Here is a 20,426-nt window from a genome sequence, read left to right as displayed (position 1 = left end):
TCCGCTCTCGAAACCCACTGCTGGCGCGGCTGGCCGGGCAGGGCGCATGCCGGTATAGTCCACACGGAACCGGCTGGCGGTTCGACACGCAAAGGGAGAAAAACTCGCATGACGAAACGACTTTGCAGCGCCCTCTTGCTGGCGCTTGGCGCCATGGCGGCCGTGGGGTGCACGCACGTGACGGACCGATATCAGGCCTCGGCGCCCATCGTATCCCCGCACGGCTGATGGCATCGCGAGACGAAAAAAAACGGGGCGCCTGAGCGCCCCGTCCGCATTTCCGCCAAGCGTTCAGGGCTGCGCAATGCGCTTGGCGATGTGGTCCAGCGCTTCTTCCACCTGATCGACCAGGATCAGGCACAGATCGCCGGCATTCAGGCGCGCCAGCGCCGTGTCGATCGCCACGAACTCACCGTGGATCTCGTCGATCTGCGTGGTGCGGCTGGCGCCCACCAGACCCTGCTGCAGCAGGGCCAGCACTTCGCCGTCCGCGCGGCCGCGTTGGCACTGGTCCTGGTAGAGCAGCACGTCGTCGAAGGCCGCGCCCAGGATCTCGGTCTGCATGCGGATGTCTTCGTCGCGGCGGTCGCCCGCGCCGCTGATGACGACCGAGCGGCGCTTGGCCGGCATGGCGTCCACGGCACGCACCAGCGCCTGGATGGCGTCGGGGTTGTGGCCGTAGTCGGCGATCACCGTGGCGCCGCGGTAGTCGAACACGTTGAAGCGGCCAGGAGCCGTCTGCGCGTCGTTGACGAACGTGGCCAGGCCGCGGCGCACCACATCCCAGCCCAGGCCCAGCGCCCATGCCGCCGCAATGGAAGCCATCGCGTTCTCGACCTGGAAGGTGATCGTGCCGTTGCGCGTGAGCGGGATCTCGGACAGCGGGAAACGCACCTCGTCGGCGCCCTGTGCTGCCACGATGGCATCGCCATCGCGGTAAACCGAACGCAGGCCCTGCGCGCGATGCGTGGCCAGCACGGGGTGGTTGCGGTCTTCGGCGAAGTAGGTGATCGAGCCCGGGCAGCTTGCGGCCATCTCGGCCACGATGGGATCGGCCGCGTTCAGTACCGCCATGCCCGACGGATGCACGTGCTGCACGATGACGCGCTTGACCACGGCCAGGTCCTCGACCGTGCTGATGTAGCCGAGACCCAGATGGTCGCCCATGCCGATGTTGGTGACGATGGCGACGTTGCAGCGGTCGAACGCCAGGCCTTCGCGCAGGATGCCGCCGCGCGCGGTTTCAAACACCGCGGCGTCCACATCCGGGTGCATCAGCACGCTGCGCGCGCTGCGCGGGCCGCTGCAGTCGCCCGTATCGATGCGCAGGTTGTCGACGTACACGCCGTCGGAGTTCGTCATGCCCACGCGGTTGCCGGCCGCGCCCAAGAGGTGCGCGGTCAGGCGAACCGTGGTGGTCTTGCCGTTGGTGCCCGCGACGGCCACGACCGGAATGCGGCCATCGTCGCCGTCCGCGAACATGTTGGCGATGATGGCTTCGCCCACCGCGCGGCCCTTGCCGAACGAGGGGTTCAGGTGCATACGCAGGCCGGGCGCGGCGTTGACTTCCACGACGCCGCCGTGCTGGTCTTCCAGCGGGTACTGCACGGTCTCGGCCACCACGTCCACGCCGCAGATGTCCAGACCGATCATGCGGGCCGCGGACACCGCGCGCGCCGCCATTTCGGGGTGGACCTCGTCGGTCACGTCGGTGGCGGACCCGCCGGTGCTCAGGTTGGCGTTGTTGCGCAGGAAGATCAGCGTGCCTGAGGGCGGCACGGAATCGGCGTCGAAGCCTTGTTTTTTCAGCGTCGCCAGGGCGATGTCGTCAAAACGGATCTTGGTGAGCGACGTGGCATGGCCGTCGCCGCGCAACGGGTCGGCGTTGACCTGATCGACCAGTTGGCGGATGGTCTGCTGGCCGTCGCCCGTGACCTGCGGCGGATCGCGGCGCGACGCCGCGACCAGCGCGCCGCCCACCACCAGCAGGCGGAAGTCGTGGCCCGGAATGTAGCGTTCGACGATCACCTCGGAGCTGATCTCCTCGGCCACTTCAAAGGCCTGGATCACGCGCTCGCGGGTTTCAATGTTGACCGCGACGCCGCGGCCCTGGCTGCCGTCGCGCGGCTTGACCACGACCGGGCCGCCCAGTTCCTGCGCCGCTTCCCAAGCCTCTTCGGCGGTAGTCACGGAACGGCCCATCGGCACTGGCACGCCCGCGGCGTCCAGCAGCATCTTGGTCAGGTCCTTGTCCTGCGCGATGGATTCGGAGATGGCGCTGGTCAGGTCGGTTTCGGCGGCCTGGATGCGGCGCTGCTTGCTGCCCCAGCCAAACTGGACCATGCTGCCTTGCGTGAGGCGGCGGTAGGGAATGTTGCGCGCGGTGGCGGCGTTCACGATGGAGCCGGTGCTCGGTCCCAAACGCACGTCTTCGTCCAGCTCGCGCAGACGCTTCAGGGCGTCGGCAATGTCGAACGGCGTGTCATCGAGCGCGGCGCGCACGAGGTCCTGCGCCAGTTCCATCGCCAGCTTGCCGACTTCTTCTTCGCTGTACTCGACCACGACCTGGAACACGCCCGGTTCGATGGTGGAGGCGGTGCGGCCGAACGTGACGGGGCAACCGGCGTGCGCCTGCATCGTCAGCGCGACGATCTGCAGCACGTGGGCGATGGACACCGCGCCCTGGTGGCCTTCGGGGCGCAGCAGCCCGGTTTGCGGCAGCCGCGCGCGCAGGCGGGCTTCGAACTCGGGCAGGTTGTCGATGGAGCATTCGGCATCGCCGCAGGACACGATGGCCTCGATGGCGGTGTTCTTGCTCCACAGATTGGGGCCGCGCAATGCTCGGATACGGGAGACTTCCATGGCAGGTTTTCCTGTCGTCTGGCGCGCGTCCGCCGGGGGCGGCCGCGCGCCTAATAAGGTCAGTTTTGTTGGATCCAGCGGCGGACCAGATCGACGGTCGGGCCGGAGAACGCCTCGTCGGACTGCAGCAGGGCGAAGTCGTTGGCGCCGATGCCGTCCAGCACGCTGGCGATGGCCTTGCCGTGGTCGGGCTCGTCCTGGATGTCCTTGACGCGGCTGCCTTGCGCCAGGCCCTGGCGCAGCAGCGCGCGCGCTTCGCCGTCGGGGCGCTTGCTGCGCACGGTCGCGTCGTCATACAGAACCACGCGGTCGAAGGCGTCGCCAAGGAGCTTGCCCTGTTCGATCAGGTCCGCGTCGCGGCGGTCCGCGCCGGCCGAGTAGACGGCGGCGCGCTTGGCGGACGGAAACTGATCGATGGCCGTGATCAGCGGGCGCAGCGCGGACGCGTTGTGCACGTCGTCTACGACCACCGTGGCGCCATTACGCTCGAACAGCGTGAACTGCCACGGCGCGTCGGCCTGGTCGATGTCGAAGGTCTCGATGCCGGCGCGGATCAGTTCCACCGGAATGTCCAGCGCCCACGCCGAACCCACGGCAGCCAGCACGTTTTCAACCTGGAAGGCCACGCGGCCGCCATGTGTCAGCGGGATGGCGGCCACGTCGGCCAGGCGTTCTTCCTGGCCGCCCTGCGCCAGCACGATGCTGCCGTCGCGCACGAACACTGCGCGGCCGTCCTGGGCCAGATGCTGCACGATGGCGGGCAGGGCGGGGTCGATGCCAAAGAAGATCACGCCGCCGTCGCAAAGCTCGGCCATTTCCACGACGCGCGGATCGCGTGCGTTCAGCACGGCGACGCCGTCGGGCAGGACCACGTCCACCTGCGTGCGGAACACGTTGAACAGACGTTCCGTTTCGTTGATGTCGAAGTCGCCGAGATGATCGCCGTCGTCGATGTTGGTGACCACGCCGACCTGGCATCGATCGTAGGCCAGGCCCTGGCCAAGGATCACGCCGCTGTCATTTTCGATGACGGCGGCGTCCACGTTGCGGTTCATGAGCAGGCGCGTGCCCGACGCGAAGTCGGCGCGGTCGCCCTTTTGAACGAGACGGCGGTCCAGGTAAAGGCCTTCGCTGCATGCGAGGCCGGTGCGCTTGCCGGACAGGTGCAAGAGGCGCGCGACGAGACGGGCGACGACGGTCTTGCCGTTGGTGCCGGTCACGCCCACGATGGGAATGCGGCCCGCGTCGCCTTCGGGGAAGAGGTGGTCGACGATCGCGCGGCCCACGGGACGCGGCGTGCCGTCGGCCGGCTTCAGGTGCATCAGGAGGCCCGGTCCAGCGTTGACTTCGACGATGGCGCCGCGCTGTTCATCCAGCGGGCGCGTGATGTCTTCGGCCACGAGGTCCACGCCGGCGATGTCCAGGCCGACGATGCGCGCGGCCAGCGTCACGGTGGCGGCCACGCTGGGGTGGACGCGATCGGTCACGTCGAACGCGACGTTGCCGCTGCGCTGCACCAGCACGCGCTGGCCTTCGGGCGGCACGCTGTCTTCCGACAGACCCTGGCGCGCGATTTCCAGCCGGGCGGCGGAATCCAGGCGCACGGGATTGAGCGGATGGTTCTCGGTACGGCCGCGGCGCGGGTCGGTATTGATCTGGCTGTCGATGAGTTCAGTGATGGTCGACGTGCCATCGCCCGTCACCCACGCCGGCTCGCCGGCGGCGGCCGCGACCATGCGGTTGCCGACCACCAGCAGGCGGTGTTCGTTGCCCAGCACGAAGCGTTCGACGATGACGCCGCTGCCTTCGTCCACGGCGACGCGGTAGGCGGAGACCACCTCCTCACGCGTCGTCAGGTTGGTGAAGACGCCGCGGCCATGGTTGCCGTCGTAGGGCTTGACCACCACGGGCAGGCCGATGTCTTCAGCGGCGTCCCACGCGTCTTCCTCGCTTTCAACGAGGCGCCCTTCGGGCACCGGCACGCCGCAGGTCGACAACAGTTCCTTGGTCAGGTCCTTGTCGCGCGAAATGCCTTCGGCGATGGCGCTGGTGCGATCGGTCTCGGCCGTCCAGATGCGGCGCTGCGCGGAGCCGTAGCCGAATTGGACGAGGTTGCCCTCAAAAAGACGGATATAGGGAATATCGCGATCATCGGCCGCATCGACGATGCAGGCCGTGCTGGGACCGAGGCAGTGGCGGTCGACCAGGCTGCGCAGCTTGGCCACGGTGGCGGGCACGTCGAACGGCCGGTCCTCGATGGCGGCCATGACGAGGTCGCGCGCTTCGTTCAACGCGGTGCGGGTGACCTGTTCCTGCCAGGCGCGCACGACGACCTTGTAGACGCCGCGCTTGGAGGTTTCGCGGGCCTTGCCGAAGCCGCCGCGCAAGCCGGCCAGGTTCTGCAATTCAAGCGTGACGTGTTCAAGGATGTGGCCGGGCCACGTGCCTTCTTTCAGACGGGCAAGAAAACCGCCCCGCACGCCGGGGCTGCATCGATGTTCGATCAGCGTCGGCAGCCATTCAGTCAAGCGCTCATAAAATCCGGGAATCGTGTTGGAGGGGTAATCCTCCAGTTCGCCGATATCCACCCATGCTTCAAGGACCGGACGATACGTCCAAATGTTCGGGCCGCGCAAAGCCACGACATCGATAAATTCAATGTCTTTCTTTTTCATGTTTTAATTCGCTCGAGAAGCAGGTTGGCACGCGCGGACGCCCCTATGCAAGACCGCGATTTTATTGGGGTTGCGCCTTAAGAATAATGCCAACGAGTGGGGGATCCCAGATGTTCCTAATTAGAAAAATCGGCTGATACTATACGACGCCTTCATGGCGTGAACTCGTTGTGTTGTAAGGAAGGGACACGTTTGCCGCCGATGGCGTCAAACCGGTTGCCGCCTAGTAGGGCAGAGTCCTGGCCCGGTATGCGTTCCAATGAAAAAACCACACCTGCTTTCCGGCCTTGCCGACGCATTTCCTGCCCGCTGGCGGGATGAAATCCGCACCGAAGTGGCGGATGACGAAACCCTTCTGGCCTGGGTCGAAATAGACCTCGATCAGCGTTTGAAATTCCAGCCGGGTCTGGTCGCCGTGACCGATAAACGGCTGATCGCGCGCCTTCCCGACGATTCCGGTTGGGAATCCTGGCCATACGGCCCTCAATTGAAGCTATCCCTCAGCGACCATGCCGGCGCGGCCGTGCTGGAGCTGCACGACGATACCGGTCGTCTGGGCGTCTGGCGATTCACGCTGGCTTGTAATCCCGCGGCGCTGCGGCTGTTGGCGCAGTTTGAAACGCAGCAGTCGATTCGGCTGTCGGGCAAGCCGGCCGAAGCGCTGGAAGAACGCACCTGCACCATCTGTAATAACGTCATTCCCGCGGGCGAGGAAGAATGCCCGACGTGCAATCAGGAGCAGGCCGCGCCGTCGACCACCTGGGCGCTCTTGCGGCTGTGGCGTTTTGCGCGGCCCTACCGCGGCCCGTTGTTTGCCGGTTTTCTGCTGACGCTGCTCGGCACGGCGGCCACGCTGGTGCCGCCGTACCTGACGATGCCGCTGATGGACGATGTGCTGATCCCGTTCCAGAACGGCGCACCCATTGATTACAGCCTTGTGCGGCTTTATCTAGGCGGCCTGTTGGGATCGGCCATTCTGGCGTGGGGGCTGGGTTGGGCGCGCACGTATATTCTGGCGTGGGTCAGCGAACGCATCGGCGCGGATCTGCGCACCACCACCTACGCGCACCTGCAGCAACTCTCGCTCGAGTATTTCGGCGGCAAGCGCACCGGCGATCTGATTTCGCGCATCGGTAGCGAAACCGACCGCATCTGTGTATTCCTGTCGCTGCACCTGCTGGACTTCGCCACCGACATTCTCATGATCGCCATGACGGCGGTCATTCTGATCAGCATCAATCCGTGGCTTGCGCTGGTCACGCTGGTGCCGCTGCCGTTCATCATCTGGATGATCCACGCGGTGCGCGACCGCTTGCGGCACGGCTTCGAAAAGGTCGACCGCATCTGGTCCGAGATCACGAACGTGCTGGCCGACACCATTCCCGGCATCCGCGTCGTCAAGGCGTTCGCGCAGGAAAAGCGCGAGGTCGCGCGTTTCCGCGAAGCCAACAACCGCAACCTCGAAGTCAACGATCGCGTCAACACGACGTGGTCGCTGTTCTCGCCGACGGTCACGCTACTGACTGAAGTTGGCCTGTTGGTGGTGTGGATCTTCGGCATCTGGCAGGTGTCGCAAAAGCAGATCACCGTGGGTGTGCTGGCCGCGTTCCTGGCGTATATCGGGCGCTTTTACATGCGCCTGGATTCCATGAGCCGCATCGTGTCGGTCACGCAGAAGGCTGCCGCTGGCGCCAAGCGTATCTTCGACATTCTGGACCACGTGTCCAGCGTGCCGGAACCCCAAAACCCCGCCAAAATGCCGCACATCAACGGCCGCATCGAACTGCGCGACGTGGGCTTTCGCTACGGCAACCGCCAGGTCATCCGCGGGTTGAATCTGACCATCGCTCCGGGCGAAATGATCGGGCTCGTGGGCCACAGCGGCTCGGGCAAGAGTACGCTGATCAACCTGATCTGCCGCTTCTACGACGTATCCGAGGGCGCCGTGATGGTGGATGGCGCCGACATCCGTTCGGTCCGCGTGGCCGACTACCGACGCAATATCGGGCTGGTGCTGCAGGAGCCGTTTTTGTTCTTTGGCACCATCGCCGAGAACATCGCCTATGGCCGGCCGGACGCCACGCGCGACGAGATCGTGGCTGCGGCGCGCGCGGCGCATGCGCACGAATTCATCCTGCGCCTGCCGCACGGCTACGACTCGCTGGTGGGTGAACGCGGCCAGGCCTTGTCCGGTGGCGAACGTCAACGCATCTCGATCGCGCGCGCGCTGTTGATCGACCCTCGCATCCTGATCCTGGACGAAGCGACGTCGTCGGTGGACACCACGACCGAGAAAGAAATTCAGAAGGCCCTGGACAATCTGGTCCGCGGCCGCACAACGATTGCAATCGCGCACCGCCTGAGCACGTTGCGCAAGGCCGACCGGCTGGTGGTCCTGGACCGCGGCCAGATCGTGGAGCAGGGACCGCACGAAGAATTGATGGCCCGCGAGGGCGCCTACTATCGCCTGTATCAGGCACAGGCGCGCCAGGCGGAAGCCGACGCGCAGGCGTCGGGCAGCGAAGACATGGCCGCCGTGGCCTGACGCGGAAACGGAACTTTCGCCATGACCTTGCCGTTCTTTCAATTGCGCCGCAATGCCTTCGGACGCCTGGAGTTCCAGTCCGCCGACGGCGAATCGCACGAAGGCGTCATCCCGGTGCGCGCCTTCCCGATCAGCGAGGCCGGCCGCGGACTGTCGCTGGTGACCAGCGACGGGCACGAGCTGTTGTGGATCGAACATCTGTCCGACGTCCCTGCCGAGCCGCGTGCGCTGATCGAAGAAGAACTCGCCAGCCGCGAGTTCATGCCCGAAATCCGCAAGCTGTCCAGCGTGTCCACTTACGCCACGCCCAGCGTCTGGAAGGTGGATACCGACCGCGGTCCGACGTCGTTCACGCTACGCGGCGAAGAAGACATCCGCCGCCTGTCCGCCCAGACGCTGCTGATCGCCGACAACCACGGCATCTTCTATCTGGTGCGCGACATCCAGTCGCTGGACAAGCACAGCCGCAAGCTGCTGGACCGCTTTCTCTGACGGCAAGGCGGTCGTATAACGCCGGTGTCAGACACCCCGTTCCTTGAACGGCGTGTGCGATTCAAGTTCCCCCAGATAGTCCGACACCGCCGCGGTTTCCTCATCCAGGAAGTTCTGGATCGCCTCGGCGAATCCCGGATGCGCCACCCAGTGCGCTGACCACGTCGGCATGGGCAGCAGGCCGCGGGCCATCTTGTGTTCGCCCTGCGCGCCGCCCTCGAAGCGCGCGATGCCGTGCGCGATGCAATACGCGATGGACTGCATGTAGCAGGTCTCGAAGTGCAGCCCCGGCACGTATTCCGTCGCGCCCCAATACCGGCCATACAACGCATCGCCGCCCGCCAGATTGAGCGCCGACGCGACCGGCACGCCGTCGCGTTCGGCCAGGATCAGCACGAAGGCATCGGGCTGGTCGCGGTATGCCTGTTCAAAGAACTCGCGGCTCAGATAGGGCGGGTTGCCGTGGTCGAAGTAGGTGCGGCAATAGCAGCCGTAGAAGAATTCCAGTTCCTCTGCGCCGATCTCGCCGCCACGCAACCAGCGGAAGGTGAGGCCTGCGCCGGCGACCTTCTTGCGGTCCTGGCGGATCTTCTTGCGCTTGTCGTGGCTCATCGCAGCCAGGAATGCGTCGAAATCGGCGTAGCCCGCGTTGGTCCAGTGGAACTGCACGCTCTCGCGGATCATGAAGCCCGCCTCCCGCAGCGCGCGCACGTCGGCGTCGGCCGGAAACAGCAGATGCAACGACGACACGTTGACCTCTTCGGCAAACGCCACCAGCCCCCGCACCAGCGTCGCGCGGTCTTCGTCGTTGGCGGCCAGCAGCCGCGGACCCGTGACCGGGGTGAACGGAATGGCCGACAACAGCTTGGGGTAGTAGCGCATGCCGTGCCGCTGGAAGGCGTCGGCCCACGCGTAGTCGAACACATACTCGCCGCGTGAATGCGACTTCAGGTAAAGCGGCACCGCGCCTGCCAGCACGTCGTCGCGCCACAGCGCCATGAAATGCGGCGCCCAGCCCGTCTGGCGCGATGCGCAGCCGGTGTCGTGCAGGGCGAGCAGAAAGGCGTGCCGCAGAAAGGGTTGGTCTCCGGCCAGCGCGTCCCATTGCCGGGCGTCGATGCGGGACAGATCGGTTTCCAAGGTAAGGCGCAGGGGATCCATCCGCGAATGATAAAGTCTTCGGCAGCGCATGGCGTGCAAGCCATGGCAACGACAGGGATTTGAGGCGTCCACGCGGCGCCCGGGAACGACGGCAATATGGACAGCAGCAAGACTGCCCCCGGCGGGCAGGATGACGATGCGCACGGCATGCGCGAGCAGGCGCTGGCGGCGCTGGCCGCCACGGCATGGCCCGACAAGCTGGCGCGCGTGCGCGCCATTGCCGACGACGCCCGGCTGGATTGCGAGCGCGTTCTTGCGCCCGTCGCGGGACTGCCCGGCCGCCCGGCAAAGCCCGAACTGGTCGCGCCGGGAGAGGTCAAACACCGGTCCATGGCCACGACGGAAGGCAGGGCAGCGCTCCTGCACGCGCTGGCCCACATCGAATTCAACGCCGTGAACCTTGCGCTGGACATCATGTGGCGGTTTGCCGGCATGCCCGAGGCGTTCTACCGCGACTGGCTGCGCGTGGCGCGCGAAGAAGCGTTGCATTTCGACCTGCTGCGTCAGCGGCTGGACACGTTGGGCTATGCCTACGGCGACTTCCCCGCGCACAACGGATTGTGGGATATGGCCGAGCGCACGCAGGACGACCTGCTGGCGCGCCTGGCGCTCGTGCCGCGCACGCTGGAAGCGCGCGGCCTGGATGCGTCGCCGATGATCCGCAACAAGCTGGCGGGCGCGGGCGACGCGCAAAGCGCCGCCATCGTCGATATCATCCTGCGCGACGAGATCGGCCACGTCGCCATCGGCAACCATTGGTACAAGCAGCAGTGCGCGAAGGCGGGCAAGGAGCCGGTGGCCTGCTATGCCGAACTGGCGGCGCGCTATCAGGCGCCGCGCCTGCGCGGCCCCTTCAACCTGGAGGCGCGGCGCGCCGCCGGATTCGACGACGACGAGCTTGCCGCGCTGCAGGCCGGCTGAATGGACGACGGGAAAATGGACATCACAATCGAAGCGCTGCTGACGGGCGCCGTGCGGCCGCTGGGCGATTCGGGGCGCGACAGCGGCATCGACAAGCACCCGGTCGCCGAGCGGTGCTGGCTCGGTCTGGAAGGACTGGACGGCGACGCGCAGGCGGACCGACGCTTTCACGGCGGCCCGGAAAAGGCGCTGCACCACTACGCGCGCGACCACTATCCTGCCTGGCTGCAGACGCTGGGCGAACGCGCGGTGCTGCGCGCACCGGGCGCGTTCGGAGAAAACCTTTCCACCACCGGTCTGACCGAAAGCGACGTGTGCGTGGGCGACGTCTATCGCGCGGGCACCGCGTTCATTCAGGTGTCGCAGGCGCGCCAGCCGTGCTGGAAGCTGGATCACCGGTTCCAGCACAAGGGCATGGCCGCGCAGGTTCAGGCCAGCGGCATGACGGGCTGGTACTACCGCGTGCTGCAGACCGGCTGGCTGGCGCCCGGCGACTCGCTGACGCTGCAAAAGCGCTTGCATCCGCAGTGGTCGCTGGCGCGCGTGCAGGACATCCTGAACCGCCGCGTGCTGGACCCGGACGTGTTGCATGCGCTGGCGGCGCTGCCCGAGCTGTCGCCGAATTGGCGCGCGCTCTTTGAAAAGCGCGCCCGTGCCGGCGAAGTCGAAGACTGGACGCGGCGCCTGCAAGGCGATGCCGCCATCGCACCTCCCAAGGAACCCCAAGCATGAAATCCCTGTTGCACGGCGCGCTGTCGAATACTGCTGTAAATCGCGCGCTGACCACTGCCGTGATGACGAGCGCAGCGCTGATCCTGCCCGCGCCAGCGGCACTGGCCGCCGGCGATTTTGCCGCCTGCCTGTCGCAGTTGCGGGCGCCCGCCTTGAAGGCCGGCGTGTCGGCGGCGATGTTCGACACGCACACCGCAAACCTCGCACCCGACATGGCGGTGATCGACCTGCTGGACGCGCAGCCGGAGTTCAAGACGCCCATCTGGGACTACATGGCGGGCCTGGTGGACGACGAGCGCGTGGCAGATGGGAAGGCCGGCATGGCGCGGTGGCAGGCCGAACTGGACCGGGCGTCGCAGCGTTATGGCGTGGACCCGGCGACGATTGCCGCGGTCTGGGGCGTGGAAAGCAACTTCGGCCGCACGCTGGGCGGACGGCCGCTGCTGACGTCCTTGTCGACGCTGTCGTGCTATGGCCGGCGCCAGGCGTATTTCCGGGGCGAATTCTTCTCCACGCTGAAGATCATCCAGGACGAACACATCGCGCCCGAGCGCCTGGTTGGCTCGTGGGCCGGCGCGTTCGGCCAGACCCAGTTCATGCCGTCGACCTATCTGCGGCTGGCGGTGGACTTTGACGGCGATGGCAGGCGCGATCTGGTCGACAGCGTGCCGGACGCGCTGGCATCCACCGCGAATTTCCTGAAGCGCGCGGGCTGGAACCCGGCGCTGGCGTGGGGCTACGAGGTCAGGTTGCCCGCGAAACTGGACACGTCCGGCGCGGGCCGCAAGAACAAGCGGCCCATGTCGTCGTGGGTGAAACAGGGCGTGACGCGCGCCGATGGACAGGCGCTGCCCGGCGGCGATACGCCGGCCGGTCTGCTGCTGCCCGCGGGCCGCAACGGTCCGGCGTTTCTGGTGACGCGCAATTTCGATGCCCTGTATTCCTACAACGCCGCCGAAAGCTATGCGCTGGCCATTGCGCATCTGTCTGACCGCCTGCGCGGCGGCGGCCCGCTGACCCAGGCCTGGCCCACGGACGATCCCGGTCTGTCGCGCGCCGAAAGACGCGAACTGCAGCGCCTTCTGATCGCGCGTGGCTATGAGCTGGGCGAGCCCGACGGCATGATCGGCGCTCGCACGCGCCAGGCCTTGCAGGCCGCCCAGCGCGAACTCGGCCTGCCGCCAGACGGACGCGCCGGCCAGAAGGCGCTGAAGGCGCTCAGGGCGGCGACGTCCACGCCGAAGGGCTGAGCCGAAGGCACTATCCAAAAGCATGAGCCGCCCACGCGATTTACAACTTTTGCAAAGTCGTCGCGGGCGGCAACAGCATTGCCGCACACCGCGCTTTTCATCGGCCTATACTGATTTCCCGACTTTTTCAGGAGCGCGGCGATGAGCCTATTGGACACTTTGGCCTCGATGGCCGGTGGCGGTCAGCAGGGCGGTTCGGCCTCGCTGCTGCCTGCGCTGATCGAGCAACTGAACAAATACCCGGGCGGTCTGACCGGTCTGATCGCCAGCTTTCAAAAGGGCGGGCTGGGCGAAGTGGTGGCGTCCTGGGTGGGCACGGGCCAGAATCTGCCCGTCAGCCCGGACCAGCTCGGATCCGTGCTGGATCCTGGCGTCGTGAACGAACTGGCGGCCAAGACGGGGCAGGACACCACTTCGGTGCTGGATTCGCTGTCGGCCCTGCTGCCGCAACTGGTCGACAAGGCCACGCCGGAAGGCGCGGTGCAGCCCGGCCAGCCATTCAACCCCGCCGACCTGCTGGGCTCGCTGTCCGGCATGTTCGGCAACCGCGGATAAAGGCTGGGCAGTCCCCTGATACCCCCGCAGCTCAAATCCCCTCAGCGCCGGCGCCTCTTCCAGGCGCTGGCGTTAAGCGCCCTGGCGCCGCTGGCGGCATGCTCGCCGCCGCTTTCCCTGAACGCGACCTTCCTGCAGCTCTGGCGCAGCCACGCGGACCTGACGCCCGAAGACTGGCGCCAGCGGCTGCGCAGCTTCCGGCGGCTGGGCTGCCGCGAAATCTTCCTGCAATGGACCGGTCTGGAAGGCGGGCGGCCGGACGATTGGATGGCCCCCGGGGCGCTCCTTGCCACCCTGTTCGACGAAGCCGCGCACCAGGGCATTGGCATCCACGTGGGCCTGCCATACGACCAGCGTTGGTGGGACGTGCTGGCCCGCGCCGACACGCCCGCGCTTGCCGCCTTTCTGGACCAGACGCGTGAGCGCGGCGCCGCGTACATGCGGGAGTCAGGCTGGAATCAGCGCCGTGCGTTCCGTGGATGGTATCTGCCGTACGAGCTGGAACAGTACAACTGGGCGTCCGCCGAACGGCAGGCGCTGCTGGTGCCATGGCTGGACGCGTTGTCGCGCACGGCGCAAGAGACCAGCAGCAGCGTGCCGTGCATCTCGACTTATCACAGCCGCCTGCCGGGCGACGGGTCATTGATGAAGTTGTGGAGCCATGTTCTGGACCACGTGGGCATACACCCCATGATCCAGGACGGCGTCGGTGTGGCCGGGTTGGAGAACCTCCGGGCGCTGGAACCGCTCCACGACATGCTGCTGGCGCGCCACGCGTCTTTCGACCTGATCTTGGAACTGTTCGAGGAACTGCCGTCGGGCGCCACCGACGGCTCGACCTTCAAGGCGCGGTCTGCCGATTTTGAGCGGGTCCATGAGCAGTGGGAGGTGGCGCGCGGCTACGGCGCCAAGCGCATCGTGGCCTTTGCGCTGGACCCGTGGGTCATCGACGACACGCCGGAGGCGCGCGCGCTGATGCAGGCCTGGATGGATGCTCGGCTCTGAAGTTCGCTTGTGCTGCGCGGCCCGGCAGTGCGCCTCTGGAATGGCCCCGTCAGGCGCGCGGCGTCAGTTGAAGCTGCGGCCGATGATTTCCAGCATGACCTCGTTGGTGCCGCCGAAGATGCGCAATGCGCGCGCGTCGGTCCACGCGCGGCCGATGCCATATTCCGCCATGTAGCCATAGCCGCCGTAAAGCTGCAGCAGATCGTCCAGAATGCGCCCTTGCATCTCGGTCGCATTGAGCTTGGCGATGGCCGCCGTCGTTGCATCCAGCTCGCCCTCCATCATGCGCGCCAGGCAATCGTCCAGGAAAACGCGCAGCATGGTGCTCTGCGCGCGCGCATTCGCCAGCTTGAAGCGCGTGTTCTGGTAGTCGATCACGCGGCGCCCGAACACCTTGCGATCTCGCGTGTACTGCACCGCCTGGTCCAGCATGCCTTCCTGCGACGCCGCTGCGCGGAGCGCGATCGCCAGGCGTTCGCGCGCCAGCTCGCGCGTCATGATCTCGAACGCATTGTTCAGCGGACCCAGCAGGCAGTCGGCAGGCAGGCGCACGTCGTTGAAAAACAGTTCGCAGGTGTCCTGGCTGTGCTGGCCGATCTTGTGCAGGGGCGCGCCCTTCGTGTAACCCGGCAGGTTTTCCTCGACGCAGAACAGCGACAGCCCGCGCGCACCGAGATCGGGATCGGTACTGGCCAGTACGATGGCCAGGCCCGCGTTCACGCCGTTCGTGATGAAGGTCTTCTGACCATTGAGCACGAAGTGTTCGCCATCGCGCCGCGCGCGCGTGCGCACGGCCTTCAGGTCACTGCCCGCATCCGGCTCGGTCAGCGCGATGGCGCCGATGGTCTCGCCACGGGTCATGGCGGGCAGCCAGCGCTGCTTCTGCGCGTCTGTGCCGACGTTCAGGAGATACGGCGCGACCATGTCGGAGTGGATCGAAAAGCCGATGCCCAGGAAATTGGCGCGGGCCAGCTCCTCGATCACCACGGCCGAATGCCCGAAGTCGCCGCCTGCTCCGTAAGGATCCGGCAGCGCGCAATTGAGCAGCCCTTCATCGCCGGCCCGCCGCCACAGCGTGCGCGGCGTCACGCCGGCTTCTTCCCATTCGGCATAGTGGGGCGCGATCTCGCTCTCGATGAAGCGCTTGACCTGGTCGCGGAAGAGTTCGTGGTCGTCCCGGAAAACGCGGCGCATGATGGCCTCCCTATTTCTTGTACGCGTCCGTGCCGCTGGTCTGGCCACGCAGCACGGGGGCCTCGGGCGTTCCGGTCAGGAACAGGCTGTAGTGGTCGCCCGGCTGCAAGGCCGGCAGCGGCAGCGCCTGCGATGCGGCCGCGCCACAGCCGGCGGTCAGCGTCGCGCTGACCGGATTGATCGCGCGCGCGGCGGACGCGCCGGGCTCGACGTCCTTGAACAGGATCGGGCCCGGCGGACTGACGGACAACTGCCCGGCGGGGCAATCGGTCGCCAGGTTGTAAAAGCGCAGTTCAGCCTTCAGCGCGTCCTGCGCGCCCGCGTTGTCGTCGATGACGCTGAACGACAGCCTGCCGCCGTCACGCCGCGGCACCAGCGTGCTGAACGTGTCAGGCGCCACCTGCAGCGTGCCGGCGAGCTTGCCGTCGATGCGCACGTCGAAGGGCTGATTGCCCTTCACGATGGCGTAGGTGGTGGCCTGCCGGTCCGGTCCGATCTCCTGCACCGGTCCTTGGGCGACCTGCGCCTGCAGCGGGTTCACGTGCGGATTGACCACCCGGACGAACGAGGAACCCGCCGGCGGGCGGGCGGCATACAGTTGCGCCAGCACGCCTTCGGCGGCGGCATTGGCGGAGCAGGCCCCCAGGGTCAGGGCGAGGGTGAGACGAAAGATTGTGCGAGTCATGCTTGCGGCTCCGGCTTCTTGCTGAGGCGCGTTTCAAGATACAGGCGTTCGAGCTGCTTGCGGTCCGCCTTGTCCGTGCTGGTGGTGGGAAAGTGCGGGCAGGCCACCAGTTCTGACGGAATCATGTACGGCGGCAAACGCCGGCCCAGCGTGGCCTTCCAGTCTGTCAGATCAGCGGGCAGCGGTTGCAAGCCGGCGGCAGGGGAGTGCGTACGCTGGCCGTTTGCGGCGGGTTCGATAAAGCCGATCAGTCTGACGATGGCGCCATCGGGCCGCCGCAGCGCCACCGTGGCGCCGGCACGCACGCCGGGCAGGGCGGCGATGGCCGCGTCGATCTCCGCCAGTTCGATGCGATACCCATGCAGCTTGATCTGATCGTCGATCCGGCCGCGGAAGGTGACGAGCCCCTGCGCGTCGATCTCGCCCAGATCGCCGCTGCGATAGCCGCGCTTGCCGTGGCGCGTAAACATGCGCGTGGCGTTCAGGTCGGGGCGGTTCAGGTAGCCGCGCATGACGTGGTCGCCCACGATGCTGATCTCGCCGTTTTCGATGAAGACCTCGGCATAGGGCTTGGCGCGGCCGATGGGAAATGGATTGGGCGCCGCCGCGCGCAGCGCCGGGCCGATCTCAACCCACGTGGTCGAGCACGTCGCTTCGGTCGGGCCGTAGGAGTTGACGATGCGCACCTGCGGAAAGCGCTGCCACAGTTCCTCTGTCAGTGCGGGCGTCAGCGATTCGGCGCCGAACACGAAGACGCGCAGATCGGGCAGGTGGGCATGGTCGAACTCGGGGTTGAACAATTGCTGCCGCACGAACGAGGGCGTGGAGGCCCAGACACTGATGCGGCTGCCGGCCAGATACTGCGCGAAGGCATCGCGCTGCGCGATGGTCTCGCGCGGGCACAGCACGCAGGTGCCGCCCAGCGTCAGCGCGCCCACCCAGTTGAAGAGCGAAAAGTCAAAGCTGAACAGCATCTGGTCCATGAAGACCGGCGCCGCGCCCAGCGCGAGGCAGTCCCGGATCCATCCGGCGAAGAGGCCGATGCTTTCGCGGCCGATCTGCACGCCTTTCGGATCGCCGGTGCTGCCCGACGTGAACATGATGTAGGCCAGATCCTTTTCTTCCAGCGGCGCGGCCACGCCGCCTGTGGAAACGAAATGCGCGGCCTGCGCGTCGTAGCGCAGGCCGGCGCGCACCAGTTCGCCGATCCGTGCGATGCGCTCGGGCGGGTTGATGACATCCACCGGCACGAAGGGCACGCCCAACCGCAGGCAGCCCAGTATCGCTACGAGAAACGCCGTCTCCTTGTGGCCGGAAATCACCAGCGGCGTATCGGGTCGCGCGCCCGCGGCCCGCGCTTCCTGTTTCCAGGCCTCGGTGGCGGCGCGCAGCGCGCGCCACGACGTGGCCCCGCGCGCGTCCACGACCGCGATCGCGTCGGCGTCAGTCTGCGTGTCCGCGAAATCGAACGTGTTGAAGTCGAAGCGCATGGTCCGGCCCTCCCGTGGCTGCGCGCTAGGCGCCGCGGCGTTCCGCGATGAAGGCGGCCAGCGTATGCACCGATTCCAGATGCACGTCGATCTCGGTGGGCGGGATCTTGCAGCCGAATTCGCGCTCCACCGCCAGCGCCACGTCGACGGCCGCCAACGAGTCGACCAGACCGGATTCGATCAGCAGCGTGTCCGGGTCCACCTGCGTGAGGATGATGCCTTCGACGAGTTGCGCCACTTTGGCTTCGATAGCGTTGATGTCCATATCTTGCTCCGCGACCCCGTGGGATCAGAATTGGAAATAGAGAAACCGGGCTTCCTTGTGCAGGTTCACCAGGCAGAAAGCGAGCAGCACGAGCATGACCGCCAGCCACGCGATGTTGGGACGCCAGCGCATGAACGTCTGGGGGGTCTCGCTCGGCTTGAACAGGGCGGGCGACCAGCGGCCCAGGATCTGATGCGAATTGGGCGCGAACCACGCGATGCCCAGCAGCACGACGGCATAGATGAGCTGCATGTGGTGGCCGGCGATGACGCGCCAGGCGTCGCCAAACGCCAGACCCGCGACATGCGCGGACATGTCCACCGGCTCGATGCCGCGCGCGCCCGTCATGCCCTGCACCAGCAGCATCGCGTCGCCCACCCCGTGGGCGCGGAAGAACGCCTGCGCCACCAGCACCGCGACAAACGTGATCAGCACGCACAGCGCGCGTGTGGCGGCATGCGTGTTGCGCGCGGCGGCGGGCTTGCGGCCCACGACGAAGATGCGCCAGGCGTGGTTCACCGACAGATACATCGCGTGCAGCAGCCCGAACACGACGAACTGAAAGCCCGCACCGTGCCACACGCCCGCCAGCGTCATGGTGAACAGCGTGGGCAGCGCGATGCTGCCGGCAAAGCCGCCCAGCGTCTTCAGCCCGGCCGAGCCCACCGGCAGGTCGCGATTCGTGCGCCATTTGTTCACGGCCACCGCCACCGGGTAATACAGATACGCGGTGATGTAGCGCGTCAGCGTCATGTGCCAGCGCGCCCAGAATTCGATGATGTTGCCCGCTTTGTAGGGCGAGTTGAAATTCAGCGGGAAGCGGATGCCGAACATCTTCGCCAGGCCCAGCGCCATGTCCGAATAGCCCGAGAAATCAAAGTAAAGCTGGAGCGCATAGCAAAGGCTGGCGCCCCATGATCCAAAGAACTGCAACTCGCCCGGCGCCGCGAACCCTGCGTCGGCGTACGGCGCGATGCCGTCGGCCAGCAGCACCTTCTTGGCCAGGCCGATCACGAACAGGATCGCGCCCACCGACAGGTTTTCGGCCTTGAAGCGGTAATTCTCCGGCTGCGCGAACTGCGGCATCATTTCCTTGTGATGCAGGATCGGGCCGGCGATCAGGTGCGGAAAGAACGTCACGAACAGCACGTAGCTCAGCAGGCTGCGCTCCTTCACGACGCCCGCCTTGCAGTCCAGCAGATAACCGATCTGCGTGAACGTGAAGAACGAGATGCCCAGCGGCAGGATGATGTCGTCCGCGGTTGCCGCCGTCATGCCCAAGTCGTTCAGGAAGTTCAGCAGCGTCACGAAATACTTGTAGTGAAACAGCAGCGCCAGGTCGGCGCCCACGCCCAGTCCCACGATCAGGCCCTGCAGCCGGGGGCGTGCGGTGTTGTGCAGGATCAGCTGGCTGACCAGGTAGTTGAAGGCGATGGAGCCGGCCAGCAGCACGACGAACTGCGGATTCCACCAGCCGTAGAACACCAGCGAGGTCAGGCACAGCCATAGCGCCGCCAGCCGCACGTTCAGCCGTCCAAGCGCGTAGTACGCCACCAGCGTGACGGGCAGGAAGATGAAAAGGAACAGGTAGGAGTTGAATAGCATCTTGGTCCGCTACGGGATGCGCGCCAGCAGGGCTTGTTCGTCCGCGGTCAGCGGCAGCGACAGGGCGTTTTCCGAGAACTCCCAGATCACGAGCTTCAGGCTGGCGGGCCATTGCGCGCGCTGCCCCAGCGCCATCGTCAGCGCGCCCGAGAACTGTCCGCCGTCCAGACTCATGTTCCAGACTTCGCGCCCCAGGCCCATGCCCAGGCGCTCCCCGAACTGGCTGCGGCGGCCGTTGGAGGTGCCCGCCAGCAGCACCTCTACCGGGGGCGGCTCATCCAGGAGGCCGCCGCTGCGCACGGGTTCGATCTTCGCCTCCGATACCTGCTCCAGATCCGGCCGCCATCCGGGCGGCGCCTGCTCCAGGCCCGCCAGCACGATCAGGTCGCCCATGCGCGGCTGCGGCGCAGAGGACGGTTCTGTCTCGAACGCCTGCGTACCCTTGCCGTTCAAAAGCGGCAACGCCGCTTCGGCCACGCGCGCGGCTGCCGCCTGCGCCCCTTGCGCATTCATGTGCACGTCCGTGCGGAAAAAGCGGGGCGAGGGGGCCGCCATCAACGCGTCGCGCAGATCGACGAAGGGCACGCCATCCGCGCGCAGCGCTGCCTGCCAGGAGTCCAGCGTCTGGCGCATCGGTTGCGACACGGGCAGGCCGCAAAGCTGGGCGGACTCGATGCGCGACTTGTCCGGCACCGCGACCACCAGCACCTGCACCTGCCTGGCGCGCAGTTCGCGCACCCAATGCCGCATCAGCCGCAGGCGATCGTCGAAGACGTGCACGCCGGGCGGCGGCCGCAATCCGTCGCGGTAGAACAGCCAGCCAGGGCAGCCCATCGCGACCTGCTCGCCCAGGTCGCCGAACAAGCGATAACGCAGCGCGGCGTTCCACGTGTCGACGTCGGCCTGGCGCGGCAACGCCAGCGCCTTGTTCAGCGCGGCGCCCGCCGAGCCGCCCAGCCACGCCGACCGCGACATCGGGGCCACGCCGC

General features: G+C 66.7%; 16 protein-coding genes. 7 read left to right on the top strand and 9 right to left on the bottom strand.

From position 1 onward, the window contains the following. Positions 1-291: 291 nt before the first annotated feature. Both cphA (B3446_RS08585) and cphA (B3446_RS08580) read right to left on the bottom strand, forming a co-directional pair. On the bottom strand, positions 292-2,862 hold the full coding sequence (gene cphA, locus B3446_RS08585; protein ID WP_291379783.1) for a cyanophycin synthetase: 2,571 nt from the start codon (positions 2,860-2,862) through the stop codon (positions 292-294). A 59-nt stretch (positions 2,863-2,921) separates the two neighbouring features. Continuing rightward, complete coding sequence (gene cphA, locus B3446_RS08580; protein ID WP_291379781.1) at positions 2,922-5,537, bottom strand: cyanophycin synthetase; 2,616 nt, start codon at positions 5,535-5,537, stop codon at positions 2,922-2,924. Between the two features lie 259 nt (positions 5,538-5,796). Between cphA (B3446_RS08580) and B3446_RS08575 the strand changes: the two genes are divergently transcribed. Together B3446_RS08575 and B3446_RS08570 are read left to right on the top strand one after the other, a co-directional pair. Continuing rightward, entirely contained in the window at positions 5,797-8,082 is a 2,286-nt protein-coding gene (locus B3446_RS08575; protein WP_291379779.1) for an ABC transporter ATP-binding protein, read from the top strand. Positions 8,083-8,103: 21 nt separating this feature from the next. After that, entirely contained in the window at positions 8,104-8,574 is a 471-nt protein-coding gene (locus B3446_RS08570; protein WP_175122860.1) for a DUF1854 domain-containing protein, read from the top strand. Between the two features lie 27 nt (positions 8,575-8,601). On the opposite strand, the gene B3446_RS08565 is transcribed toward B3446_RS08570, so the two are convergent. Then, entirely contained in the window at positions 8,602-9,735 is a 1,134-nt protein-coding gene (locus tag B3446_RS08565; protein ID WP_291379777.1) for a GNAT family N-acetyltransferase, read from the bottom strand. 96 nt (positions 9,736-9,831) lie between these two features. On the opposite strand from B3446_RS08565, the gene B3446_RS08560 reads away from it, so the two are divergent. From B3446_RS08560 to B3446_RS08540, 5 genes are all read left to right on the top strand, one after another. After that, positions 9,832-10,656, top strand: coding sequence for a ferritin-like domain-containing protein (locus tag B3446_RS08560; protein ID WP_291379775.1), 825 nt, complete (start codon positions 9,832-9,834; stop codon positions 10,654-10,656). A 15-nt stretch (positions 10,657-10,671) separates the two neighbouring features. Continuing rightward, a complete protein-coding gene (locus B3446_RS08555) occupies positions 10,672-11,388 on the top strand; it encodes an MOSC domain-containing protein (RefSeq protein ID WP_291379773.1) in 717 nt (238 codons plus the stop codon). Positions 11,389-11,450: 62 nt separating this feature from the next. Further along, positions 11,451-12,638 carry a lytic murein transglycosylase gene (locus B3446_RS08550; protein ID WP_291379819.1) on the top strand — a complete coding sequence of 396 codons (1,188 nt, stop codon included), beginning with the start codon at positions 11,451-11,453 and terminating at the stop codon, positions 12,636-12,638. A gap of 141 nt (positions 12,639-12,779) precedes the next feature. Continuing rightward, entirely contained in the window at positions 12,780-13,193 is a 414-nt protein-coding gene (locus B3446_RS08545) for a YidB family protein (RefSeq protein WP_175122855.1), read from the top strand. Positions 13,194-13,196: 3 nt separating this feature from the next. Further along, positions 13,197-14,198 (top strand): DUF4434 domain-containing protein, encoded by a 1,002-nt coding sequence (locus tag B3446_RS08540; RefSeq protein ID WP_191576685.1) that lies wholly within the window; start codon positions 13,197-13,199, stop codon positions 14,196-14,198. Between the two features lie 63 nt (positions 14,199-14,261). On the opposite strand, the gene B3446_RS08535 is transcribed toward B3446_RS08540, so the two are convergent. From B3446_RS08535 to B3446_RS08510, 6 genes are all read right to left on the bottom strand, one after another. After that, entirely contained in the window at positions 14,262-15,392 is a 1,131-nt protein-coding gene (locus tag B3446_RS08535) for an acyl-CoA dehydrogenase family protein (RefSeq protein WP_291379770.1), read from the bottom strand. A 10-nt stretch (positions 15,393-15,402) separates the two neighbouring features. Further along, positions 15,403-16,077, bottom strand: a complete 675-nt coding sequence (locus B3446_RS08530) for an alginate O-acetyltransferase AlgF (RefSeq protein WP_191576659.1) — start codon at positions 16,075-16,077, stop codon at positions 15,403-15,405. Then, positions 16,074-17,567 carry an AMP-binding protein gene (locus B3446_RS08525; RefSeq protein WP_291379768.1) on the bottom strand — a complete coding sequence of 498 codons (1,494 nt, stop codon included), beginning with the start codon at positions 17,565-17,567 and terminating at the stop codon, positions 16,074-16,076. Before B3446_RS08525 ends, B3446_RS08530 begins: the two co-directional genes overlap by 4 nt. Positions 17,568-17,592: 25 nt before the next feature. Further along, on the bottom strand, positions 17,593-17,832 hold the full coding sequence (locus tag B3446_RS08520; protein WP_105237897.1) for an acyl carrier protein: 240 nt from the start codon (positions 17,830-17,832) through the stop codon (positions 17,593-17,595). A 24-nt stretch (positions 17,833-17,856) separates the two neighbouring features. Then, positions 17,857-19,437 (bottom strand): MBOAT family O-acyltransferase, encoded by a 1,581-nt coding sequence (locus B3446_RS08515; RefSeq protein ID WP_291379766.1) that lies wholly within the window; start codon positions 19,435-19,437, stop codon positions 17,857-17,859. Positions 19,438-19,446: 9 nt separating this feature from the next. Continuing rightward, the coding region (locus tag B3446_RS08510; protein ID WP_291379764.1) for an alginate O-acetyltransferase AlgX-related protein at positions 19,447-20,426 on the bottom strand (980 nt) is incomplete at its 5' end.

It is taken from the genome of Achromobacter sp. UBA5777 (genome assembly GCF_002418565.1).
Lineage (GTDB): Bacteria > Pseudomonadota > Gammaproteobacteria > Burkholderiales > Burkholderiaceae_B > Achromobacter > Achromobacter animicus.
Note: the sequence above shows the minus strand (reverse complement) of the source record. Positions and strands in the feature narration are given on the sequence as shown.